This window comes from Colwellia sp. 12G3, assembly GCF_002836775.1.
In the GTDB taxonomy this organism is placed as follows: Bacteria; Pseudomonadota; Gammaproteobacteria; order Enterobacterales; family Alteromonadaceae; genus Colwellia.
Map to the genome: position 1 here is coordinate 1 of NZ_PJAQ01000009.1, position 23,425 is coordinate 23,425.

At 34.7% G+C, this 23,425-nt stretch carries 19 protein-coding genes and 3 pseudogenes; 19 read left to right on the forward strand and 3 right to left on the reverse strand.

Features of this window, described 5'->3' with window-relative positions; genetic code table 11:
- Positions 1-178: 178 nt before the first annotated feature.
- From CXF71_RS03310 to CXF71_RS03400, 19 genes and pseudogenes are all read left to right on the forward strand, one after another.
- Positions 179-1,711: an oligosaccharide flippase family protein gene (locus CXF71_RS03310; RefSeq protein WP_232771367.1), complete on the forward strand. Its 1,533-nt coding sequence runs from the start codon at positions 179-181 to the stop codon at positions 1,709-1,711.
- A complete protein-coding gene (locus tag CXF71_RS03315) occupies positions 1,708-2,766 on the forward strand; it encodes an NAD-dependent epimerase/dehydratase family protein (RefSeq protein ID WP_101231569.1) in 1,059 nt (352 codons plus the stop codon). Before CXF71_RS03310 ends, CXF71_RS03315 begins: the two co-directional genes overlap by 4 nt.
- Positions 2,767-3,057: 291 nt before the next feature.
- Positions 3,058-4,290, forward strand: a complete 1,233-nt coding sequence (locus CXF71_RS03320; protein WP_101231570.1) for a glycosyltransferase — start codon at positions 3,058-3,060, stop codon at positions 4,288-4,290.
- Positions 4,291-4,367: 77 nt separating this feature from the next.
- Positions 4,368-5,246: a glycosyltransferase family 2 protein gene (locus tag CXF71_RS03325; RefSeq protein ID WP_101231571.1), complete on the forward strand. Its 879-nt coding sequence runs from the start codon at positions 4,368-4,370 to the stop codon at positions 5,244-5,246.
- Positions 5,243-6,394 carry a hypothetical protein gene (locus tag CXF71_RS03330; protein ID WP_101231572.1) on the forward strand — a complete coding sequence of 384 codons (1,152 nt, stop codon included), beginning with the start codon at positions 5,243-5,245 and terminating at the stop codon, positions 6,392-6,394. Before CXF71_RS03325 ends, CXF71_RS03330 begins: the two co-directional genes overlap by 4 nt.
- 1 nt (position 6,395) lies before the next feature.
- Positions 6,396-7,571 (forward strand): glycosyltransferase, encoded by a 1,176-nt coding sequence (locus CXF71_RS03335; protein WP_101231573.1) that lies wholly within the window; start codon positions 6,396-6,398, stop codon positions 7,569-7,571.
- Positions 7,561-8,088, forward strand: coding sequence for an acyltransferase (locus tag CXF71_RS03340; RefSeq protein ID WP_101231574.1), 528 nt, complete (start codon positions 7,561-7,563; stop codon positions 8,086-8,088). The genes CXF71_RS03335 and CXF71_RS03340 overlap by 11 nt, the downstream gene beginning before the upstream one ends.
- A 20-nt stretch (positions 8,089-8,108) precedes the next feature.
- Positions 8,109-9,395: a phenylacetate--CoA ligase family protein gene (locus CXF71_RS03345; RefSeq protein ID WP_101231575.1), complete on the forward strand. Its 1,287-nt coding sequence runs from the start codon at positions 8,109-8,111 to the stop codon at positions 9,393-9,395.
- A gap of 53 nt (positions 9,396-9,448) precedes the next feature.
- A complete protein-coding gene (locus CXF71_RS03350; protein WP_101231576.1) occupies positions 9,449-10,219 on the forward strand; it encodes a glycosyltransferase family 2 protein in 771 nt (256 codons plus the stop codon).
- Between the two features lie 9 nt (positions 10,220-10,228).
- Positions 10,229-11,143, forward strand: a complete 915-nt coding sequence (locus CXF71_RS03355; RefSeq protein ID WP_101231577.1) for an NAD-dependent epimerase/dehydratase family protein — start codon at positions 10,229-10,231, stop codon at positions 11,141-11,143.
- 33 nt (positions 11,144-11,176) lie between these two features.
- Positions 11,177-11,743 (forward strand): sugar transferase, encoded by a 567-nt coding sequence (locus CXF71_RS03360; protein WP_101231578.1) that lies wholly within the window; start codon positions 11,177-11,179, stop codon positions 11,741-11,743.
- A gap of 2 nt (positions 11,744-11,745) precedes the next feature.
- Positions 11,746-12,912: a nucleotide sugar dehydrogenase gene (locus CXF71_RS03365; protein WP_101231579.1), complete on the forward strand. Its 1,167-nt coding sequence runs from the start codon at positions 11,746-11,748 to the stop codon at positions 12,910-12,912.
- 62 nt (positions 12,913-12,974) lie between these two features.
- A pseudogene (locus tag CXF71_RS03370) lies at positions 12,975-13,409 on the forward strand (SDR family NAD(P)-dependent oxidoreductase); the annotation flags it as partial.
- A gap of 405 nt (positions 13,410-13,814) precedes the next feature.
- Positions 13,815-14,714, forward strand: coding sequence for a UTP--glucose-1-phosphate uridylyltransferase GalU (gene galU / locus CXF71_RS03375; RefSeq protein WP_101231580.1), 900 nt, complete (start codon positions 13,815-13,817; stop codon positions 14,712-14,714).
- A 569-nt stretch (positions 14,715-15,283) separates the two neighbouring features.
- Positions 15,284-15,592: pseudogene (locus tag CXF71_RS03380) on the forward strand (UTP--glucose-1-phosphate uridylyltransferase); the annotation flags it as partial.
- 321 nt (positions 15,593-15,913) lie between these two features.
- Positions 15,914-16,249, forward strand: coding sequence for a helix-turn-helix domain-containing protein (locus tag CXF71_RS03385; RefSeq protein ID WP_101231581.1), 336 nt, complete (start codon positions 15,914-15,916; stop codon positions 16,247-16,249).
- On the forward strand, positions 16,243-17,562 hold the full coding sequence (locus CXF71_RS03390) for a type II toxin-antitoxin system HipA family toxin (protein WP_101231582.1): 1,320 nt from the start codon (positions 16,243-16,245) through the stop codon (positions 17,560-17,562). Before CXF71_RS03385 ends, CXF71_RS03390 begins: the two co-directional genes overlap by 7 nt.
- A gap of 1,012 nt (positions 17,563-18,574) precedes the next feature.
- Positions 18,575-20,515, forward strand: coding sequence for a nucleoside-diphosphate sugar epimerase/dehydratase (locus CXF71_RS03395; RefSeq protein ID WP_101231583.1), 1,941 nt, complete (start codon positions 18,575-18,577; stop codon positions 20,513-20,515).
- A gap of 329 nt (positions 20,516-20,844) precedes the next feature.
- A pseudogene (locus tag CXF71_RS03400) lies at positions 20,845-21,233 on the forward strand (UTP--glucose-1-phosphate uridylyltransferase); the annotation flags it as partial.
- A 142-nt stretch (positions 21,234-21,375) separates the two neighbouring features.
- Here the strand turns inward: CXF71_RS03400 and CXF71_RS03405 are convergent.
- The 3 genes from CXF71_RS03405 to CXF71_RS03415 form a co-directional block, all read right to left on the reverse strand.
- Positions 21,376-21,762, reverse strand: a complete 387-nt coding sequence (locus tag CXF71_RS03405) for a hypothetical protein (RefSeq protein ID WP_157826687.1) — start codon at positions 21,760-21,762, stop codon at positions 21,376-21,378.
- A 384-nt stretch (positions 21,763-22,146) separates the two neighbouring features.
- Positions 22,147-22,455, reverse strand: a complete 309-nt coding sequence (locus CXF71_RS03410) for a type II toxin-antitoxin system RelE/ParE family toxin (protein WP_101231585.1) — start codon at positions 22,453-22,455, stop codon at positions 22,147-22,149.
- Positions 22,456-22,716: a type II toxin-antitoxin system Phd/YefM family antitoxin gene (locus CXF71_RS03415; protein ID WP_101231586.1), complete on the reverse strand. Its 261-nt coding sequence runs from the start codon at positions 22,714-22,716 to the stop codon at positions 22,456-22,458.
- Between the last annotated feature and the right edge of the window lie 709 nt (positions 22,717-23,425).

Below are 23,425 nucleotides of genomic sequence, written 5' to 3' on the forward strand. Positions count from 1 at the left end.
ATATATAGGGAATTTAGGTAGACGACCAAGAATAGGGGCAAATTTAAGGTGCGAGATCTTTTTATTGAGATTTGAAATATTCGTAATCTCGCCTCTAGTTTTAGGTCGATAACTATAAAAAATAAAGTTAATAGAGTGGAAATGAAAGGTCTTAGCTTTCACTTTCATGTGAGTGAAAATGATAAGTAAAAAAATATTTAAAAACACATTAATGCTTTATTCTAGGCAGATATTGTTAATTTTCATCAGTTTATACACTGTTCGTGTGGTTTTAAATGTCCTGGGTATAGAAGAGTATGGCGTATTTAATGTAGTAGCAGGCATCGTTACGTTATGCTCTTTTTTAACTAGCAGTATGTCGTCTGCTACGCAGCGTTTCTTTTCATTCGCCTTAGGGAAAAAGGATGAAAATTTACTCAAATCTACTTTTAGTGTGAATTTAGTTATATATGCGGGTATTGGACTTCTGGTCGTTGCACTACTAGAAGGAGGCGGACTTTGGTTTGTAAAGAACCATTTGAATATCCCCCTTGAAAGAACCGATTCAGCTGTTGTACTGTATCATTATACTGTCCTGTCGTTTCTTTTTTCTGTTATTACGGCCCCCTTTAGAGCCATAATTATTGCTCATGAAGATATGCACTATTTTGCGCTAGTATCAATAATTGAAGCACTTATGAAACTGGCTGTTGTATTTGTATTATTATACCTGCCTTGGGACAAGCTGGAACTGTATGGCTTACTGCTCCTTTTTGTTTCTATAATTAATGCAATTATACATCTTCTAATTTGTATGTATAAATATTCTGAATGCCAATTTAGAATATTCTACTGGGATAAATCTTTAGTAAAAGAAATATTTTCATTTACGAGCTGGACGTTATTTGGTCAAGTTTCTACGGTCGCAAGATTCCAGGCAGTGACGATTCTTTTAAATCAATTTTTCAATCCTAGCGTTGTTGCTGCACGCGCGATTTCTGTAATAGTGTCATCTCAAGTAAATTTGTTTTCCAATAATTTCAACACAGGGTTGTATCCTTCAATAATTAAAAGCTACGCAAATAAAAATGAAAAAGAACTTTTTTCACTCTTATTTAATGGCTCAAAACTAACGTTTTTTCTTATGTGGGTATTTGTTTTGCCCTTGCTTGTTGAAATGAACACGGTTTTAACATTGTGGTTGAATATAGTACCTGAACAAGCAGTATTATTTACCAAGTTAGCACTGATTGAATCGTTGATCTTTTCTATTAGCCTTCCAATTTCAACCGCAGCGCGCGCGCCAGGTAAGATAAAACGTTATGAGTTAACTCTAGGAGTTATGCAATTAGGGATATTTGCTATCTCTTATCTGGTTCTAGAAATGGGATACCCTGCATTTAGTGTGTTCGTTGTGGCTATTACCATGAATATATTTATGTTTGCTGCTCGCTTAAGCATGGTTTCTAAGATGATTGGTTTATCGATAAGGGCTTTTATCCAAAGAGTGTGCATCCCAGTTGTACTTGTGATCATTACATCAGCCTTACCAGCACTAACCATAAGTTATATGTTACCTAAGGGAATTATATATTCAATTTTAAACGTTGCTAGTTGTATTCTAATATCTTCTGTAAGTATGTATTACATTGGCCTAGAACCTGTGTGGCGTAAAAAGATCCGTAATATGATTATTAATAAAGTTAAAGTATCTGCGGAGGTTATAAGATGAAAATTCTTATTTTAGGTGGTACAGGGGCGATGGGAGCACACTTAGTTAAAGTTCTGGCTGGTAATGGGCATTCTGTTTATGTTACTTCTAGGTCTATGCATAAACCTCAATCTCAAATAAGCTACATTTTAGGTAATGCTCAAGACTATGCGTTTTTAAAGGGAATATTAAAAAGGCGTTGGGATGTGATCGTTGATTTCATGCTTTATTCCACATCGAGCTTTGAAAGGCGTTTAGATTGTTTATTGGATGCAACCGAGCAGTATGTTTATATAAGTTCTTCAAGGGTTTATGCAAACTCGGAAGAGCTAATTACAGAGGATTCTCCTCGTTTGTTAGATGTTACAACGGATAGTGTGTACCTTTCTACAGAAGAATATGCTTTATCAAAAGCTCGTCAAGAAAATCTGCTTTTTAATTCTCGTAAAAGTAATTGGACAATAATTAGACCTTATATTACGTATAGTGAAGAAAAGTTGCAATTAGGCGGGTTACAAATAGAGGCTTGGTTATATAGAGCATTGCATAATAGACCAATTGCATTTTCTGTCGATATCAATAGCAAGGTTACTACTTTGACCTACGGCTTAGATGTAGCGAAAGGTATTAGTGCTATTATTGGGGAAAAGAACGCATTAGGTGAAGCTTTTCATATTACCAGTCAAGATTCAGTTATATGGAAGGATGTATTAAGTACATATATAAATGTGTTGGGTGCTCATTTCGGTAAAAAACCAGAAGTGATATTACAAAGTATGGAACAATTTAGTGCATGGAATACAGGGAAGTATCAGATAAAATATGACAGACTATTTAATCGAAGGTTTGACAATAGCAAAATCGAAAAATATGTTGACACCTCTGATTTTGTTGATACTGCTACTGGGCTGAGAATGTGTTTAGAGAGTTTTTTAGAATCGCCTAAATTTATATGGTTAGATTGGCGAAAAGAAGCTATTAAAGATCGGCAGTTAAATGTGAGAGCACCTTTAACGGAATTGCCTGGTCTAAAGCAAAAGATAAAATATTTTATTTTTAGAAATACTCCTATTTAAATAGGTTGTAATTAAGAGTCTTATGAATAACTCGTATACAAAGGAAATTAACGCGTAAGTGATTATATCCTTGCTAAAATTTCACGAAATTAGAAAGATTATTATGTCACCTAGAGTTACGAATATTTCATTCCCAAGTCAATATTTATTGTATGTAGGGTCCACATTACTATTATCTGCCAGTTTTTACTGTTTTGGCAGCTATAAATTTAAAGGTTATTTAGTTTCTTTGCCGAATCTATTTTCATTTTTAAATTTTTCACTGCTCGTAAATAACAAAAGAGACCAATAATGCGTATCGCCGTTTTCTCTAATAGTTTTCCCGTTCTTTCTGAAACCTTTATTATCAACCAGATTGTTGGTTTAATAAAGTTGGGTGTTGAAGTTGATATTATCACTAACGAAATTTTACCGCATGACGTTATGCATAGTTCAGTTAAGGATTATTCCCTACTAGAGCAGGTGAAATGCATTGGGATCAACTCTAAGATAAGCAGGTTAAAAAAGATAAGATTAACAGCTTTTAATATTATGGGACTAATTTTCAAAGGAAAATTAGAGTCTGTTTTAAATGTTGTGTTTGATAAGTACCTGACAATAAATCAAAAGTTTAATTTGATATCTGCATTAAAAGTAATAAAAAACGAAACAATAAAATACGATAATGTTATTTGTCATTTTGGTGTTAATGGTTATTACGTATGTAAGATGCGAGATTTAGGGTTGATTTCAGGTCCAATATCTACGGTGTTCCATGGATTTGAAATTAGTCACTATGCCACTGTTACTCGATATTTACCCCAGTATAAACAGTTGTTTGTTAAAGGCGATTTAATGCTTCCTATTAGTGAGTTATGGGAAGGGAAATTGATAGAGTGGGGCTGCGAGGCGTTAAAAATTAAAGTCCATAGAATGGGGATTGATGTCAATGACTTTGAGTTGAGAGATTCATTGTCTACTTTTTCATTGCCATTGAAAATAATTCAGGTAGGCCGTTTAACGGAAAAAAAGGCCGTTTTAGATTCAATCAAAGCTGTTGCAATATCCTCAAAAGAATTCCCTGTAGAGCTTAATGTTATAGGTGAAGGTGAATTATTTGTACAAGCCAAAGACCTTATAGAATCATTAGGTGCTGAAAAATATATTCATTTACTTGGACAACAGCCTCAGAACGTTGTAAAGCAGTACCTTAATGAAGCCGATGTGTTTCTTTTACCTAGTGTAAGATCTAAAAGTGGGGATATGGAAGGTATACCTGTTGCTCTTATGGAAGCTATGGCAAAAGGTTTAATTGTAGTTTCAACTTATCATTCAGGTATACCTGAGCTTATAGAAAATGAAATTTCAGGTTATCTGGTAAAAGAGCATGATATTAATGAACTAGTGACCTGTTTAGCCAAAATTCAAGCCTTACCTCAAGATAAAATAACAGAAATTCGTATTAGTGCACGCTCCATTTGTCTTGAAAAATATAATAATGATACTTTAAATTACAATGTTTTTGGCTTATTTAAAGCACCTTAACTAACTGGATTTATAAATAAATAGTCTTATATATTAGGTATATCTAATGTGTTTTTTAAAATTAAGTGAAATTTCCTATGCCTAAATCTTTAATAAGTGTCATTATTCCCTTTTATTCTCAAACTTCCGGTTTATTGTTAAAAGCGGTTAATAGCGCCTTATTACAAAGTATACCAGTGGAGGTTATTGTCATTGACGATGCCTCGCCTATTTCAGCCGAGAGTGAATTATTCTCACTCAACGGAGATCCAAGGGTTAATATTATAAAACATGAAGTCAATCGCCATGGCGGTATTGCTCGTAATACCGGTATTGATAATGCGTCTGCTGAGTTTGTAGCTTTTTTGGATTATGATGATCTATGGTATTCAGATAAACTTGAAAAGCAGCTGAAACTTTTCAATGAAAAATCGACAAATTTAACTGAATCAGATAAGTTAGTTATCTATTCTCGCTGTAAGGTTATTGATGGAAAACGTGAGTTTGTTAGGCCCATTAGAGCTATTTTGAAAGATGAAACGGTTGGAGAGTACCTTTTTTGTGCAAAGCAAATTATTCAGACGAGTGGAATATTTCTGAAAACAGTAACTGCTAAATTAGTTAGGTTTGATGATTTGAAGCGCCATCAGGATTATCAGTTTTGTTTATCTTTAGAAGCACAAGGCTGTTTATTTTTTATGTTGGAAGAACCCAGTTATGAGTTTATACAAATCCCGAAACTTAATGACTACATATTTTCAATGGAGTGGTTAAATCTGTATGACAGTTGTCTTAATAATAAAGCAGAACAAGGTTTTAAATCTTTAGTGTTAATACGATCAATGGTTTCTCATAGGCATTTTAAAAAGGCTTTTATTTATTCACTCCAAAATAAATTATTTTTAGCATATTTTAAGATTTGTAGTATCAAACTAATAAAAAAAATATTGTTTTATATAAGTTTGGTTAAAAGATGACGGGAATGGTATTTGTATTTTCTTTTGTAATCTTAATGCATCTAATGGCAATATTTACGACTCAGTATTTTGGTTTTACTAAGCAATTATCCTACGAAGTCGTTGTTTACTCCAGCATAGATGTTTTTCTTAGTTGTTTAGTTGTTTTTTTTGTTTTAATTCGCTTTAAAGGTTTTTTTAAAGATGCGGAGTCTAGTTATAAAAGGACATACTCTCAATTTTTCGAAGGCCACCTGGTTTTACTTTTAGTTTTAGTTCTAATTGCTGCTTATCAAGCGTATTCATCAATTGGCCTAATCTTATCAGGGATCGCACGTCATCAACTTTTACAAGAATATGACCGTGGTGGTTTACTGTATATGTTTACAAGTGGTTTTTTTAAAATGCTTGTTCCAATAGTATTTTATTTTGCAAGTAGTAAAAAAGTTAAGTTTTTGGCTGTTATTGGTTTGATTTTTGTTGTTGCGATTACCGCCTCAAGGTCTGAATTAAAATACGTAATTAATTTCTACATTATTTTGATGCTTTTCTCGTCCAGTAGAAATCAAATCGCTAGGGTTTTTGCCGTAGTTGTTGTTATGATATTTTTTGCCATATTATCGACTATATTTCTACAAAATAGGCCTATATCAGATGGTTTTTTTGCCGTAGTGGACATGGCTATTTCAGTATTTCAATATAGAGCTTATTCCTATTATCTTGCTGAAATCCCACTTCAGATAACAGATCCGATTTATAAAGTTATGTATCCATTTTTTGGCTATATTTCAGAAATTTTTATTAGGTTTTCATTTGGTAGTATTAACGCTATTGATTCTGAGTTTGTTGGCTATCTTCATTATCTAGGATCTAGCCCCACAACAGGCAGACCATATTTAGCAAATGTTCTATACCCATGGTGGAGTTGGTTTGTTGGAGTTTTTGGTATAACAGGTTTAATAATTAAAGCTATCTATTGTTATTTATTATTAGCATTTCTTGCGAGTCAGAAAATGTTGTTTACTATAATTATCTTAATTGCTTTTGTCTTGCTTGGTACTGGTGGAGCACACCCTCTTCTGACACTAACCCATGTTTTAGCTATATTTTCTTGTGTTATCATAGATTTGATTGTTCTGTTGAGTCATAAATATAAATTAAAGGTTTAAAATGAAAATCATTGCATTCGTTGGAGAAACATTCAGCGATTATAAAAATAAACAATATACAAAACCAACTTCAATCGCGTTTCTTCAGGATGCTTTTGGCGTTGTAAATGTATGTGCGGCTTCTCCGTCTATTAAAGTTACGGATAAGCCTGAAAGTTACAGTACAGTAGTTGATGATTCAAAGTTTTATACTTTTCCTCGTTATAATTCAACAAAACAATTTTTCATAAACTGCCTAACGCAAAGAGGGTTTTACAGTAATTATGTAGCTCTTGCCGATAAGGTTATCAAGGAAAATGATGGTGAATTATTTTGGATAAGAACACCGTCAATTGGCAGTATAGTTTTCGGGCTAAGGGCTCTAAAAGCTGATCAAAAAGTATTACATCATATGTGCGCCGATGCTTCTAATACTTGGAAAGATGACAAATATAAAGGTGTAAATAAAGTAGTCGCTTTTTTAACCTCTCGATTTATTCGTATTTTACTAAAAAAAATATGCTCTCACAAAAATACCATTAACTTTTGTACGGGTGATGTATTAGAACGTTTTAGTCGAAAATATTCTAAAAACACTTATCAATTTGTCGATGTTATGGTTAAAAGTTTAAATGTGGAACCAGAAATAAAAGATGAAAGTTCCGAATGTTTGAATTTACTTTTTGTTGGTCGCATGGTTGAGGATAAAGGGATTTTTGACTTAATTGAAGCTGTAAAAATACATCGAGGAAAAGTTGGTTTAACTCTAGTTGGTGATGGACCTGATTTAAATAGAGCCAGAGAATTAGTTGGTAAATACTCTTTAGAAAAATATATAACGTTCACTGGGCAATTACCACATGAATCATTAGGGCCGTTATTTGCTAACGCTGATTTAATAACCGTTCCTTCTAATAATAATTATGAGGGTTTTCCTCGGGTGATAATGGAAGCCTGGTCATATCATAAACCCGTTATCGTATCTAATGTTGGTGGAATTAACGCGTTAGTAGAGAACAATAAAAATGGCTTGATTATTTCTCCCGGTTCGGTTTCTGATTTAAGCAATTCAATTGCAATTTGCCTAGAAAACAGTGAAATGTTTGAAACAATTAAACTTGGAGCCCAAAATATGGCACAAGTTTCAACTCAAGCTTATTGGATTAAAAAAATGAAAGAGGCTTTAAATGACAGTTAAAAATAACCACTTGTTTTGTTTATTATATTCCTGGTTAATTAAGTTAATTACTGCTTTCCTTCCCGACCAGAAACACATTATGAGATTTAGAGGTTGGCTATATTCATTTGCGATGAAAAAATGTGGAAATAACTTTCAAGTCTCAGCAGGTACTAAAATTTTTTGCCTTCAAAATTTAGAAGTTGGAGATAACGTATTTATTGCTACAAATGTGGTTATAAATGCCGGAACTTCAATAACTTTAGAGGATGAAGTGATGCTAGGAATCGCTTCGATACTCGTCTCAGGGAATCATACCTTAAATAATGGTTCGTATCGTTTTGGAGCGATGCAGCGATCACCTATTGTAGTGGGAAAAGGGAGCTGGATCGGAGCAAATGTAACTCTTATAGCTGGTTGTAATGTTCCTCCTGCATCACTCATAGCAGCCAACTCTGTTGTCGTTGGAAAGCTTATCGAGTCTGGTGTTTATGCTGGGATACCCTCTAAGTTGATAAAAACAAATGTCATTGGTTAATATTGGGATATACACAGCACATGCTAAATAAATTGATTTTTAATTTAGGGATATTGATTCGAAACCCTACATATACAAAAGCATTCAAAGACTTAAAGTCAACAGAATTTAGTTCGGTTGAAGACTTGAATCAAATACAATTAATTAAAATAAAAAAATTTCTTTCTTTTGTAAACGAAAATAGTAAATTTTATAAAAAAAAATTTAAAGAGGCTGCAATTGATGTTACTCAAATAACATCATTAAGTGATATACAATGCTTGCCTATAGTAAGTAAAAAAGAATTAATTGATTTTAATGATGATATTCATACAACACCTAAAGTAAAATTTAAAAAAACTTTTTTCTCTGAAACATCAGGCTCTAGTGGTGAAGCCCTTACTTTCTATAAAAATGAGGAGTGGGATTCTTACAACCGTGCTTCTATTGCTAGAGGAATGAGTTGGTATAATGTAAACCCTTGGGAATATAATGGTTATTTTTGGGGATATTCATTTTCACTTATTCAAAAAGTTAAAATTCAAATTTTTGACATGCTTCTTAATCGCTTTAGAATGTTTTCTTATTCAGATAAAGAGTTAGATCGCTTTATTAAAAAGCTAAGGAAAGCATCATATCTTCATGGTTACAGCTCTATGATTTATGAAACGGCCCGTTTAGTCAATGCAAAGGCTATTTCACTTAACAATTTAAAGTTGATTAAAGGAACATCAGAAAAGATTTACGACCATTATCATGAAGAAACTAAAAAAGCTTTTGGTAAAAAAATTGTCAGTGAGTACGGCTCTGCAGAAAGTGGAATTATCGCTTTTGAGTGCCCTAATGGCGAAATGCATATCAATGAAGAAACTTGTATTGTTGAGGAAGTTGACGGTGAGATATTAGTTACTAATTTATTGTCATATTCGTTCCCTATAATTAGATATAAATTGGGTGACTTTATCCAGTTAAGTCGAAAAAAATGTGGCTGTGGTAGAAATCACCGAATTTTATCTAGTGTTTTAGGGCGTGTAGGTAAAAATATTATTGGTAAAGATGGGGAAGTTTTTCCATCTCTTACTTTGTATTATATATTCAAAACATTAGCGTTAGAGTATGATATAAAGCTTAATTATAAGGCTGCTCAGTATAACTCGGGTGATTTAAATATTAAAATAGACTCTCAAGTAAATGATGAAACTCATAACTTAATTATGAAGGTATCAGCTAAATACTTTGGGCAGGCATTAACCGTAGTCATTCAAGATAATGAGGTAATTCATTCGAAGGATAAAAAGCTCAAGGATTTTGAGTCATTTATCGAATAGTATGGATAATCACCAAATAAATATATTGCTAATAGAAAATAATTGGATATTTAATGAGTAGTAAAGAAACAACAATAATCACCCCTATTTATAACGCCGAAGATTTTTTAGCCGACAGTTTAGATTCAATCCTTAACCAATCCTATCAAAATTGGGAGGCTATATTAATAAACGACAATTCGACAGATGGTTCTCTTGATATTGCTAAACGCTATGAACGCTTAGACTCTCGGTTTAAAGTAATCAATAAAAATGAAAGTGGTGGCGCAGCGAAGGCCAGAAACTTAGGCATTGAATTAGCGCAAGGGCGGTTTATTGCTTTTTTAGACAGCGATGATATATGGCATCCTAATAAGTTAGAAAAACAAATTTCATTTATGAAAAATAATAATGTCGATTTTAGCTTTACTGCATACAATTTTATCAGTGAAAAAGGCGTTCTTGGTGATTTTGTTGCCGTACCCAATGAAGTATCATATAAAACTCTGCTCAGAGGAAACATTATTGCTTGCTTGACCGCTGTTTATGATACAAAAAAACTTGGTAAAGTGTATATGCCGGATATTTTGAAAAGACAAGATTTTGCCCTTTGGTTAAAAATTACAAAGTCAGGTGTAAATGCTATTGGGATTAACGAGTCATTGGCTCACTATCGACTACGAACCGGTAGTTTATCTAGTACTAAGTTTAATACGATGATGCATACTTGGGGGGTATATAGAAATGTTGAAAAATTAAGTGTTTTGTCATCATTGAAATATATTTCCAGTCATCTAGCTGGCGCAATAATAAAAAGGATTAAAAATAAACTACGCAAAACGTAGGTATTTAATATGAATATTTTAATTACAGGAGCATCAGGCTTCGTTGGTAGTTCACTGTTAAAGCATATAAAGTTTGCAAATATAACCGCTATTTCTCGAACTAAACAGGTAAATAGTGAAAATGTACACTGGGAACAGTTGTCATTAAAGGGTTTAATAAAATCTGAATTATTGCTCACTAATAAATATGATACTGTTATTCACTTGGCGGCTAAAGCACATGCACTTAAAGAACATGTATCACTAGCCGAGTATCGAGAAGTAAACCGTGATCAAACTATTACCCTGGCGGAAAGGTTAGCTATTAATGGTATGAAAAGGTTCGTTTTTATTAGCTCTATAGGTGTTAATGGGTCGCATACTCCAATAGGCAGTCCATTTACAGAACATACGAAAGAACATCCGCATTCCGATTATGCTATATCAAAATTTGAAACTGAAGAAGAATTAAAAAAACTTGCTGAAAATATGAATTTTGAACTGGTTATAATTAGACCTCCTTTAGTTTATGGTGAAAACGCACCTGGCAATTTTAAAAACCTGCTTAACCTAATATTAAAAGGTTTACCTTTACCATTTGGGCTGGTAAGTAACTCACGCAGTTTTGTTTCAGTAAATAATTTATGTGATTTTATTGCCTTAGTGACTATTCATTCTAAAGCTGCAAATGAATTGTTTTTAATTTCTGATGATGAAAATATCTCTACCAAAAAACTAATTAAGACTATTTGGCAAGCAAGAAATATTAAATCATTTTTAATTCCTATCCCAATTTTTATTTTTAGACTTATATTCAAAGCCATTAGCCGTGAGTCAATGTCAATTCAGTTATTTGATAACTTAGAAGTTGATAATTCTAAAGCTAAAATTTTATTGGGCTGGGTTCCTAAAGAAACAATGTTTGATGTTTTTAAACAATCTTAACGTTACATTATATTAAATAACTAAGAAATAAATATGACCCTTTTACTAATTCGACTATTAGATTTCCTTTTTGCCTTCTTTGGACTTTTATTTGGTTTTCCTGTTTTAATTATATTAACCATTATTGGTTACTTTGATACCGGCTCTCCTATATTTATACAAGAGAGAGTAGGGCGTAATAAGAAGCCTTTTAATTTGATAAAGTTTAGAACCATGTCTGTTGGTACTGCTTCTGTTGCAAGTCACTTAGCATCAAGTGCATCAATAACCAAGTTTGGTAACTTTCTACGTAAAACCAAACTTGATGAATTACCACAGCTTTGGAATGTAGTTAAAGGCGAAATGAGTTTAGTTGGCCCTCGCCCTAACTTGTTTAACCAAGAAGAGTTAATTAAGGAACGTGCCTCTCGTGGTGTATATAATGTTCGCCCAGGTGTTACTGGTCTTGCTCAAGTAAATGAAATTGACATGTCTACCCCAGAGTTACTTGCTAAAACTGATGAAAAAATGATCTCAACATTATCGTTGCTGGGCTACTTTAAATATATTTTACAAACTGTCACTGGAAAAGGAAGTGGCGATAGGGTTATAAAGGATTAATTATGAAAATAGCAATAGCAGGAACAGGATACGTCGGCTTATCAAATGCCATGTTATTAGCGCAACACAATGAAGTTGTTGCTGTTGATATTATCCCTGAAAAGATCGATTTACTAAATACGGGTCAATCACCAATTGAAGATACAGAAATATCTGATTTTTTAACTAATCGTGACTTGAATTTTAAAGCAACGTTAGATAAAGAAGCTGCTTATGCGGGTGCTGATTATGTAATTATTGCAACACCAACAGACTACGACCCTGAAACTAATTACTTTAATACCTCTTCAGTCGAGTCGGTAATTAAAGATGTGATGGCTATTAACCCCTCGGCATGTATGGTGATTAAATCAACGGTGCCTGTTGGGTATACTGCACGTATTAGAGAAGAGTTAGGCTGTGAAGGGTTAATTTTTTCCCCTGAATTTTTGCGTGAAGGCAAAGCACTTCACGATAACCTTTATCCGTCACGTATTATAGTGGGTGAAGATTCAGATCGAGCACGTAAATTCGCAGAGCTTTTGGTTGAAGGTGCTTGGAAGAGCGATATCGATGTTTTGTTTATCCGCTCTACGGAAGCTGAAGCGGTTAAGTTATTTTCGAATACCTACTTAGCGATGCGAGTATCCTACTTTAATGAACTTGATACTTATGCTGAAGTCCATGATTTAGATTCTCGTCATATTATTGATGGCGTGAGTTTAGATCCCCGTATAGGGAATCATTACAACAACCCTTCATTTGGCTATGGCGGTTATTGCTTGCCAAAAGATACTAAGCAGCTACGGGCAAACTATAAAGATGTGCCTAATAGTATTATTCGTGCCATTGTAGATGCTAATAGCACTCGAAAAGATTTTGTTTCTGACTCAATTATTTCAAGAAACCCTAAAGTTGTTGGTATTTATCGTTTAATTATGAAAGCAGGCTCAGATAACTTTAGAGCATCATCCATTCAAGGCATTATGAAGCGTATTAAAGCTAAAGGTATTGAAGTGGTTATATATGAGCCAGTAATGGAAGAAGATGAATTCTATCATTCAAAAGTCATTAAAGATTTATCTGAATTTAAAGCAATGTCAGACGTAATTGTTTCTAACCGTATGGTTGATGATTTAAATGATGTTGTAGATAAAGTTTATACCCGTGATTTATTCGGTAGCGATTAACATATCAAAAGAAATTTCGAGTAAAATCCCGCTTACGATATGTGTCTTGAATGACATTTATAATGAAATATTTAGTGACCGGTGCTGCTGGCTTTATTGGTAGTGCTGTTATTGAGCGTTTGTACGCAGCAGGACATGATGTAATTGGTATCGATAATATCAATAACTACTACGATGTAGCGTAAAAAGATGCGCGATCAACGCGAATAGATCATGACGCTTCTAGTTTTATCAAAATGGATATTGCTGATCGTGAGATTATGGTTCAGTTATTTAAAGCCCAACAGTTTGATAAAGTAGTACACTTGGCTGCCCAAGCAGGTTTACGTTATTCTATTGAAAATCCGATGGCTTATGCAGATAGTAACTTAATTGGTCACTTAAATATCTTGGAAGGTTGCCGTAACAACCAGGTAAAACATTTAATTTATGCCTATTCAAGTTCAGTTTATGGCCTTAATAATAAAGTACCTTTTTCGACTAAAGATACGGTTGACCTAGTTAATATAGCCGACTTGTCGCTTAAAATGATTCGACTTTCAGACTTGCCGGTATTGGATAAGAAAAATATAGATGGCGATATTGAAATAAAATTCACGGGTTTAGGCCCAAGTTAGAAACTATTTGAAGAATTCTTAATTAGTGATGATATTAGTCAAAAAGACCATCACCTTATAATGTCTCCGCATGAAATGTGTTTTCCATGGTCTGAACTTGAAACATATTAATTAAACTTGATGATGCCTGTAATCAGTTTTCACATGAAGAAATTAGACTATTATTATTACAAGTCCCTACAGGGTTTGTTCCAAAAGATGGTGTTTTCGATTTAGTTTGGCAAGCCAAAGAAAGTGCTTTAAAAAATTAGTGTAAGTATAAATAAACATAACTCTAGGATGAAAATGAATAAGAAAATAACCAAAGCAGTAATCCCTGTAGCAGGATTAGGTACTAGGATGTTACCCGCTACAAAAGCTATCCCAAAAGAAATGTTACCTATTGTTGATAAACCAATGATTCAATACATTGTTGATGAATGTGTTGCAGCAGGTATCAAAGAAATTGTATTGGTAACTCATTCTTCTAAAAATGCGATAGAAAATCATTTTGATAAATCTTTTGAACTTGAAACGACTTTAGAAAAACGGGTTAAACGACAACTGCTTGAAGAAATTCAAGCTATTTGTCCTAAAGGCGTAACTATTATACATGTACGCCAAGGTGAAGCTAAAGGCTTAGGTCATGCGGTTTTAAAAGCGCGTCCTATTATTGGAGAGTCTCCTTTTGTCGTAGTTTTACCTGATGTGATTTTAGATGATTCTTCAGCAGATTTAAAAACTGAAAATTTAGCGGCAATGTTAACGCGTTATAATGAAGTTGGTCATAGTCAAATCATGGTTGAGCCTGTGCCAATGGATATGGTCAGCAGTTATGGTGTTGCCGATTGTGAAGGTCATGAGTTAGCGGCTGGTGAGTCTAAGACGATGACTGCTGTTGTTGAAAAACCACCTGTTGATGAAGCGCCTTCTAATTTAGCTGTTGTTGGTCGTTATGTATTGTCAGAGAAAATCTGGGATATGCTTGAGTTTACGCCGCCTGGTGCAGGTGATGAAATTCAGTTGACTGATGCGATTGCTACTTTAATGAAGATTGAAACCGTAGAGGCATTTCATATGACGGGTAAGTCACATGATTGTGGTTCAAAGTTGGGTTATATGAAGGCTAATATTGAGTATGGTTTACGTCATGCTGATTTGGCTGATGATTTTAGGGCGTATTTGAATGAGATAATTAAAGCTTAAAGCTTAGGGGTTTGGTGTTAAGGGATATTTTACCACCGAGGTCACTGAGGCTGACAGATCTCCACGAATAATAATAACAGGACTTGGGCTCTAGAATCAGTTGTCTCAATGCTTCTATAACGTTAAGCCAGTGCTTTGTTAATAATTTATGGTATTTATCTTTATAGGCTCTTAACCCGATAAATTGATTTGATAGGACGTGGTTGGCTTAATTTTTCAAGGCAGGTGTTACCTCTTAAAGTCAATTTCCGCTTCTGTTTTGTTTTCATCGAATAGTTAAATTTTGACTTCCTGTAAAAGATTTACAACTGTCGTCACTGTCCTGTTTGATTTGCGTGAAAATCCAGATGGAAAATGTGTCTCATTGGAGGGTATTTTGTGGGAAAATTGTCTCATGGAAATAATGGTTGATTAAAGTCTTTTGTTATCAGTGGCTTACTGTGGTGTTAAAACAAGCCAATATGAGGGGCTATTGGCATATGAGTAAGCGCTTAATGACAATATACCTAAAAGTTGTTGAATTCGTTGACTGGTATGGAGCGTTTTACAAAAAGTAGATGGTAACTGCTGTGGTGGAGAAACCTCCCGTTGATGAAGCGCCTTCTAACTTAGCTGTGGTAGGTTGATATGTGTTATCAGAGAAAATTTGGGACATGTTAGAGTTTACCCCGCCTGGTGCTGGTGCTGAAATTCAATTGACTGATGCGATTGCGATGCTTAATGAAGATTGAAACGGTTAGGCGTTTCATATGACGGGTAAGTCACATGATTGTGGTTCTAAGTTGGTTTTCATGAAGGCTAATGTTACCTATGGTTTACGTCATCCTGAATTGGCTGATGACTTTAAAGTATCTTTATCAGAATTGATGGCTGCGTGATTTAATGTTTTTATAACACTTTTATGCGCATAAAAGTGTTATTTTTATTCGCTTTGTTGCGCATAAAAGTGTGGATGGTGAGCTGTCATAATGGTAATAAAATAGTGTCGTTTAGACGCTATTTTTATTGATTCGGTTTATACTGATGTTTAATTGTCGCTAATCATGCCTTTAAGGAGTTTAAGTGGGTAATATTGACTTAAACATCCCTTAAAGGGTTTTAACGGGGTGTTTCTTGATGTTTTTCAAGTGATGTGTAATACTCCCTTAAAGGGTTACATGTATGACATATCCACTTTAAAGCATTCTTTAGGAGTTCTTATGGTATTTGATGCCGTCACACCTCATGCCATTGCAACTGAATTAGGCGATAGAATTAAAGTTGCTCGACTTAATGCTGACTTAACACAAAAAGAGTTAGCTGAAAAAGCTGGACTATCACTTAAGGCAGTAACGAATAGCGAGAAAGGAACGTCAACACTTGAATCCTTCATTGCTATTTTGGTGGCGCTTGAACTGACGGAACAACTTAATTCGTTTATACCTAAGCAAGAGATATCACCTGTTCAACTTGCTAAGCTGCAAGGCAAAGAACGTAAACGAGCAACAGGCACTAGTAAAGCACTCACTAAACCTAAGGATACGCCATCATGGTAAAAGAAGTCATAACCGTAAAATATAAACATCATGATGTCGGCGCTGTAAGTTATGACACAGAAAATCAAATTGGTTCGTTCGAATATTTTCCTAGTTTTATTATAACAGGTATTGAGCTTTCGCCAATAAAAATGCCTTTGAGTAAAAAAATCTACTCCTTTCCAGAGTTAGATTATCCAACATTCAAAGGTCTTCCGGGACTAATTGCAGACTCATTGCCAGATGACTTTGGTAACGCTGTAATGAACGCGTGGATAGCAAGTAAAGGTAAATCGACAAACGATATTACTCCGCTACAGCGATTACAGTATACAGGCATGAGAGGTATGGGCGCATTAACCTACGCACCAGCCACTAGACGTAAAAACCTGAATGCCTCACAACCTATACATATAGAATCACTTGTTTCTATTGCTCAAGAAGTCTTAGATAAACGTGAGCAGTTTAGCGTCAACTTGAACAAGGGCGATCAAGAAAATGCTGAAGCCATGATGTCACTTATGTCTGTAGGAATGAGTGCTGGTGGTGCAAGGCCAAAAGCTGTACTGGCATTTAACAAGGATTTTAACAAAGTTCGCTCCGGCCAAACTGACGCACCTGATGGGTTTACTCATTACCTAATGAAGTTTGATGGTGTAAGCGAACACAATAAAAACAAAGAAACATTTGGTGACCCATTAGGTTATGGCGCAATGGAGTATGTATATCATTTGATGGCAAAAGAATGTGGTATCGATATGATGCCATGTCGTTTGCTTAATGAAGGTGATCGCCGACACTTTATAACACAAAGGTTTGATCGAAACGGTAATGATAAAGTACATGTACAGACTCTCAACGGACTAGAGCATGTCAGTTACAAAAAAGTAGGCTCGTATTCTTATGCCGAGTTACTTGGTACAGCGCGAAAGCTAAATTTGAGTCCTAAGGATGCTATTCAGCTATTTAAACGAATGGTATTTAATGTTGTGTCTAGAAATCACGATGACCATGCTAAGAATTTTGGGTTTATTCTTGACCACGAAAATAATTGGCAATTGGCTCCTGCTTACGATTTAGCCTATAGCTACAAACCTGATAGCCTTTGGGTCAGCAAACATTGGATGACACTCAGTGGCAAGCAAGACAACTTTACTAGAGCTGATTTTCATAGCTTTGAAAAACTCAGTCCTGTTTTCAGTAAGCGAAAGATAGACGATATTTTAGATAATAATATTGAAGTAGTTTCAACGTGGAACAAGCTCGCCTTGGAACAAGACGTACCTCAAACCTTAATAAGAGAGATAAGCCAAAATTTAAGGCTTTTCATCTAAACGCGATTAGTGAACTACCCAGTGATCTTTAATCGATGGGGAGTTCACCAATCACTGATTGGTTAAGCTCTAATATAGCTGGTTATATGGGAGACCTAAGACCTTTAATATATATTTTTTCAAATTCGACAACTAAAATTGATTTATAAGTGAACTACCCCGCGACTAAAGATCACGGGGCTTCTGCAAACCTAAAACTAGGCTGCTTCTTTTTTCTCAGATCCCACACCAAACTTTGATTGCTCAAATACTTTCGTTTTATGAGGTGATTTCTGCTGAAATTTGGGCAGCGCCCTAGCTAATATCCCATTATCTTAATTAAAGCAATATTGTTGTACATAACCAATTCATTGCTATAATCACTTGCAATTAAAGTTATCTAAATTCATGGGATTACATTTTATTATATAAATTAAGTCATATGAGCTGTCGGATTTACGTTCCAACCTTGGATTGTAGGTTGGCAACTAAAACTGAACCACTATTTGTGATGCGCTAATTAATAGTAGATATTCTGTGGACTTGATTAATATTGAGTTGTAGGGAAATATGTTGGGTCAATCTTACTTGCCAATATACGCTAAAGTGGCTCAGTTTAGCGTGCCAATGTAACTGGTCATGTTGCTTACTCTAGGTCTGCTGTATGACGGCAACACAACGTCAGTACCGTATAAACAGTGACATCAGCTAACGTTGCCAAGCAGTGCTTCATGTCCATTTTTTTAGTATTGGCCGTAACAAGGGCTGTTATACAGTAAGGGTATAGCTAACAGCAGGTGCTGTTAGTATACCCTTACTATTGTTTTACCGTGTTCGGTTGTTTAACTAGTGATTTATAAATTTTTGGACTACATTTTAAAACGTATAAACCAAGTTAAAATACAGTAAAGATCGTAGATTCGTATATTTATATGTATAATGCATACTTTTGTTGCCTTTACTTGCCTTTACTATTAATCGGCAAGTGGGATGATATAACTTCACCATGATCATTTGGATTTAATAAAATAATATGATTTTTTCTCCTTCCCCAATAGATGCCTTATTTAGAGCCCCTCGTTTAATTAAACGTGTTATTAGTGTTTTTGCTGATTTATGTTTTGTTGGTATTGCCTTTTGGGCAGCGATTATGGTGAGGGTAGATTCCTTTTCTATTTTTAGTAATTCACAATTTTGGTTGTTACTTTTTTCTTTAATGCCTATCACCGTGCTTATTAACATAAAGCTTGGGCTCTATCGTGCTGTTATCCGCTTTATAGGTACCAAAGCTGCTACATCAATTGGGATCGCTGTTGTATTTTCTACCGTTATCTTAATTTTATTATCTTACTATTTACATGTTCCTTTACCTAGAACCGTACCTATTGTGTTTGCTGCTTTTTTGATGATATTGATCGGTGGCAGTCGATTTGTTTTTAGGGCATTGTTATCTAATAAAAGTAAAACCAAAGAGCGCGTTATTATTTATGGTGCTGGCTCTTCAGGTCGTCAACTAGCACGTTCATTAATTCAAGGTAATGAATACCTTCCTGTTGCTTTTATTGATGATGATGTACGTATTCAAAAAAGTGTTGTCTACGGTATTACTGTGTTTAATCGTAGTGACATAGATGCATTAATTATTAAATATTCTGTTAACAGAATTTTATTAGCAATGCCTAGAGAAAGCAAAAAACGTATTGCTAGAGTATTAGATAAGTTAGAGAATTTATCCGTTGAAATATTATCTATTCCTGGCTCTGCTGATTTAGTGAGTGGTAGTGCTAAAATTGATGAGCTACATGAAGTATCAATCGATGACTTACTTGGCCGTGATCCGGTTCAGCCTAACCAGGATTTATTACAAGCAGATATTCGCAATAAAGTTATAATGATAACAGGGGCTGGGGGGTCTATCGGCTCAGAACTTTGCCGTCAAATTTTACAACAGCATCCTAAAAAAATTGTGTTACTGGAATTATCTGAATTTGCTTTATATAAAATTAACGGTGAATTACAGATAATGGCTAAAAAATTAGATTATGATCTAATTATTGTGCCTTTATTAGGCTCTGTTCAGCAAAAAAATAGATTGTTAACTGTTATGCGTACCTTCGCTGTGCAAACCATTTATCATGCTGCAGCCTATAAACATGTACCTGTAGTTGAACATAATGTTATTGAAGGTGTTCGAAATAATATATTCGGCACCTTATTTGTCGCTGAGGCCGCAATTGAAGCACAAGTAGAAACGTTTGTTTTAATCTCTACCGATAAAGCCGTTCGCCCAACTAACGTAATGGGTACAACAAAACGCATGGCTGAACTGGTTTTGCAGGCATTAGCAGATCAAATAGCTAAAACTAAAGGTAAAACTCGTTTTTGTATGGTGCGTTTTGGCAATGTATTAGGATCATCTGGTTCGGTAGTGCCCTTGTTTAGAGAACAAATTAAGAGTGGTGGCCCTATTACGGTAACTCATCCTGAAATTATACGTTATTTTATGACTATTCCTGAAGCCTCACAGTTGGTTATTCAAGCGGGATCTATGGGGAAAGGCGGCGATGTCTTTGTTTTAGATATGGGTGACCCGGTTAATATTTCAGATTTAGCCACTAAGATGATCCACCTGTCGGGATTAACCGTTTTAGATAAGCTTAACCCCGAAGGTGAAATTGCTATTGAATATACCGGTTTACGGCAGGGTGAAAAGTTATTTGAAGAATTATTAATTGGTGATGATATAACTCAAACTGATCATCGTAGAATTATGTCAGCCCATGAGAGCTGGTTACCTTGGCCTGAACTTCAACAAATATTAGTTAAACTTGATGAAGCTTGCCACCAGTTTGACCATGAAGAAATCAGACGATTATTGCTACAAGCACCCACTGGTTTTGTACCCAAAGATGGTATTTGTGACTTGGTTTGGAATGCTAAAGACACAGAAAAAGACAATTATAAAGTTGTTTAATGGTATGTTAATTGCGTTATTAATTACCTTGTTAACAGGAAAGGGCAATCTAATAAAGTCTTTTCCCTGAATGTTTATGTTGGTTTACTTCAACCCTGATTAGGACTTTCAGGGATGGCAAATACCCTAGACCCGAGAATGTGTGTTTTAAGTACTGTAAGCTCAGGGGTTGGACCTATTTTACATTGTAATAACGTCAAATTTTGCTAAGTAGTTGATTTTTGTTAAACGTTGCCTTCCTCTCTAGTGAACGGAACTTCCCCATTTTTCCTTTGTTACATCGTTTTAGCTATAAAAAACATGACATGCTTTGATTAAATACATTAAGGATGAAAATGTCAAAAATAATTAGAAAAGCAGTAATCCCCATAGCAGGCTTAGGCACACGTATGTTACCTGTAACTAAAGCCATCCCAAAAGAAATGCTCCTATTGTAGATAAGCCTATGATCCAATACATAGTGAATGAATGTGTTGCAGCAGGTATTAAAGAAATTGTCTTAGTTACCCATTCGTCTAAAAATGCTATCGAAAATCACTTTGATAAGTCATTTGAATTGGAAACCACCTTAGAAAACCGTGTGAAACGTCAATTACTTGATGAAATTCAAGCGATTTGTCCGAAAGACGTTACTATTTTACATGTTCGTCAAGGAGAAGCGAAAGGATTAGGGCATGCGGTGTTAAAAGCTCGTCCTATCATCGGTAATGAACCTTTTTGTTGTTGTGATATAAAGCTGATTGTCAGGTTGAAGGTCTAACCTAACCTAACTTGACCTGATGTAGGCATAGTGCTTTTTAGTTTTTCGATATCTAGTATTGTAAGCGCAAGTTTTACTGGAGTATCAATTGGCTCTGTCATCATAATCGATACTTCGTGCGGGCTTTCGTCACTATACAGATAACATGCACGTGCATTTTTTCCATCAACTCAATAGTAACCGACTGGTAGTTTTGCCTGGGTAATGGCTCGTTTGTGATTTGAGTTAATAGGTGGTTAAAGGCCTCTTGCTCAAACGCCGTGCTTGTCTCATCCTGAAGCATTTGTTCAGATAAATCCGATAGGTATTCTCCCCCTGAAAAATCTTCTTTGCAATAACGCGTTAATGGATCATCTATTATCTCAATAGCCTTAAAACTCACTTCCTCATCCGTTATCGTGATGGTTAACGATGAGCTGTGTTTTTTACACAGGGTTGTTATGTCCAATAAGCGTAAGTTGTTCAATAAAAATGTCGCAGGCATCATTGTACCTTCTACTATGATTGGAAACTCTTTTTGAAGTACAGTGGCATTTTGGTTTAAGGTGACGGTGAGGTACGTTTGGTTAACATGCAACAACGTCAACTGATCTGTTGATTTTCAGTATTAAGTGGTATCAATAGTGCTACGTCTAGAATAAATAAATTTACCAATAATAAAAATCTAGCTTTTGCTAGATTTTTTCATTTTTAGCGCTGTATTTAAAACTCCGATAAGTTGTTTAAAGAAGCAGCAGTACATGAAGTTTTCGTCAAACGTCAGTTGCTTGATGAGGTGCCTTAACGAATAGCGTGCACGTCTAGTAAAATGACTAAGAAAGATGAGTAATCGCTTTCTATTCATATGTAACGGGTAAATTTATAGACTTAATTATTGATGTTTTCGGTTAGCTATATGTTTTTCTGGCACCATATTTTTATGTAAAACAGCAAATACGATTAAATAATTATTATCTAACGTGTAATAAATAATATGGCTAACATAGGGGAAGCTAAAAGTTGTTAGTGAAATATCGGTTCTTTGAATTCCTATAGAAGGACTGTCAGATAATAACTGTAATGTTTTCTTCAGCTCTTGTAGATACTTTGTCGATTGTTCTCTTTCCCACGTTTTTAAGGTATATTTTCTGATGTTAAGTAAATCTGCGCGAGCATCTTGTGTAAACTTATATAAAAGCATTTAATCTAATTTTCCTGCTATCAAATCAGACATAAATTGTTCACCTTCAACTAAATTACCATTTTCTATATCAAGTTTAGCTCTAGCAGCTCGTTCTTGTAACAAAGTGAATTTAACTTCTTCCATTTGTTGATATTCATCCATTGAAATTACAACAGCAACGGGTTTACCGTTTTTGTTGATCTGAACCGGCTCGCGTTGGGCCTTTAATAGCATATCCCCAAACTGTGTTTTAGCATCATTTGCAGTAAGTGCTTGCATTGTTTATTACTCATTATGGTTAATAACAACAGTATAGTCGAATCGTTCGAAACAATCTATTTGAACTGAGTTAGTAGTGCTAACGATTATATGAATAATATATTAAGTCGACCTATAGCTAAGGATATATAGTTAATTTTCAATAGATTATGTTTGCACAGGAGTTTGACCCTGGGTTCAATGATTTTAAATAATTGATCCCACTTATCTATTATGAAAGTTTTTTGATGAAATAAAATCTAAAATATCGGCTTTAATTCAGCTGTTATGTTTTCTTCTATTGCTCATTGGCTATGTTAACAGTTGGGTTGTGATAAAAGATTATGCGAATTAGTACGGATTTGTTAGTTGTTAAGTGTAGTGCTTACCGGTTGAGATCCTGAATCAAGTTCAGGATGACGATGGTTAGTTATAGTTGTGAAAAGATAATACATCAGGGACTAGACATGTTTGCCCGCGGATTTACGCGGATAAGGTCAAGGGATAGGTCAAGTATTGACCATTAATCGAACCTCTTGGGTCATTTCGTCATACTCGAGTTGTCTTGTCGAGTATCCAGTTTTTGATTTTTAAACGATTAAGTGAATGGATCCCCGACAACAAACTTCGATGTATGGACTCCCTTCCCTTACGGGAGTAACGTAATAAGCGTCAAAACTTTTACCCAGGAGCCCATACATGTTCAATAATAACGTTATCGCCATAGATT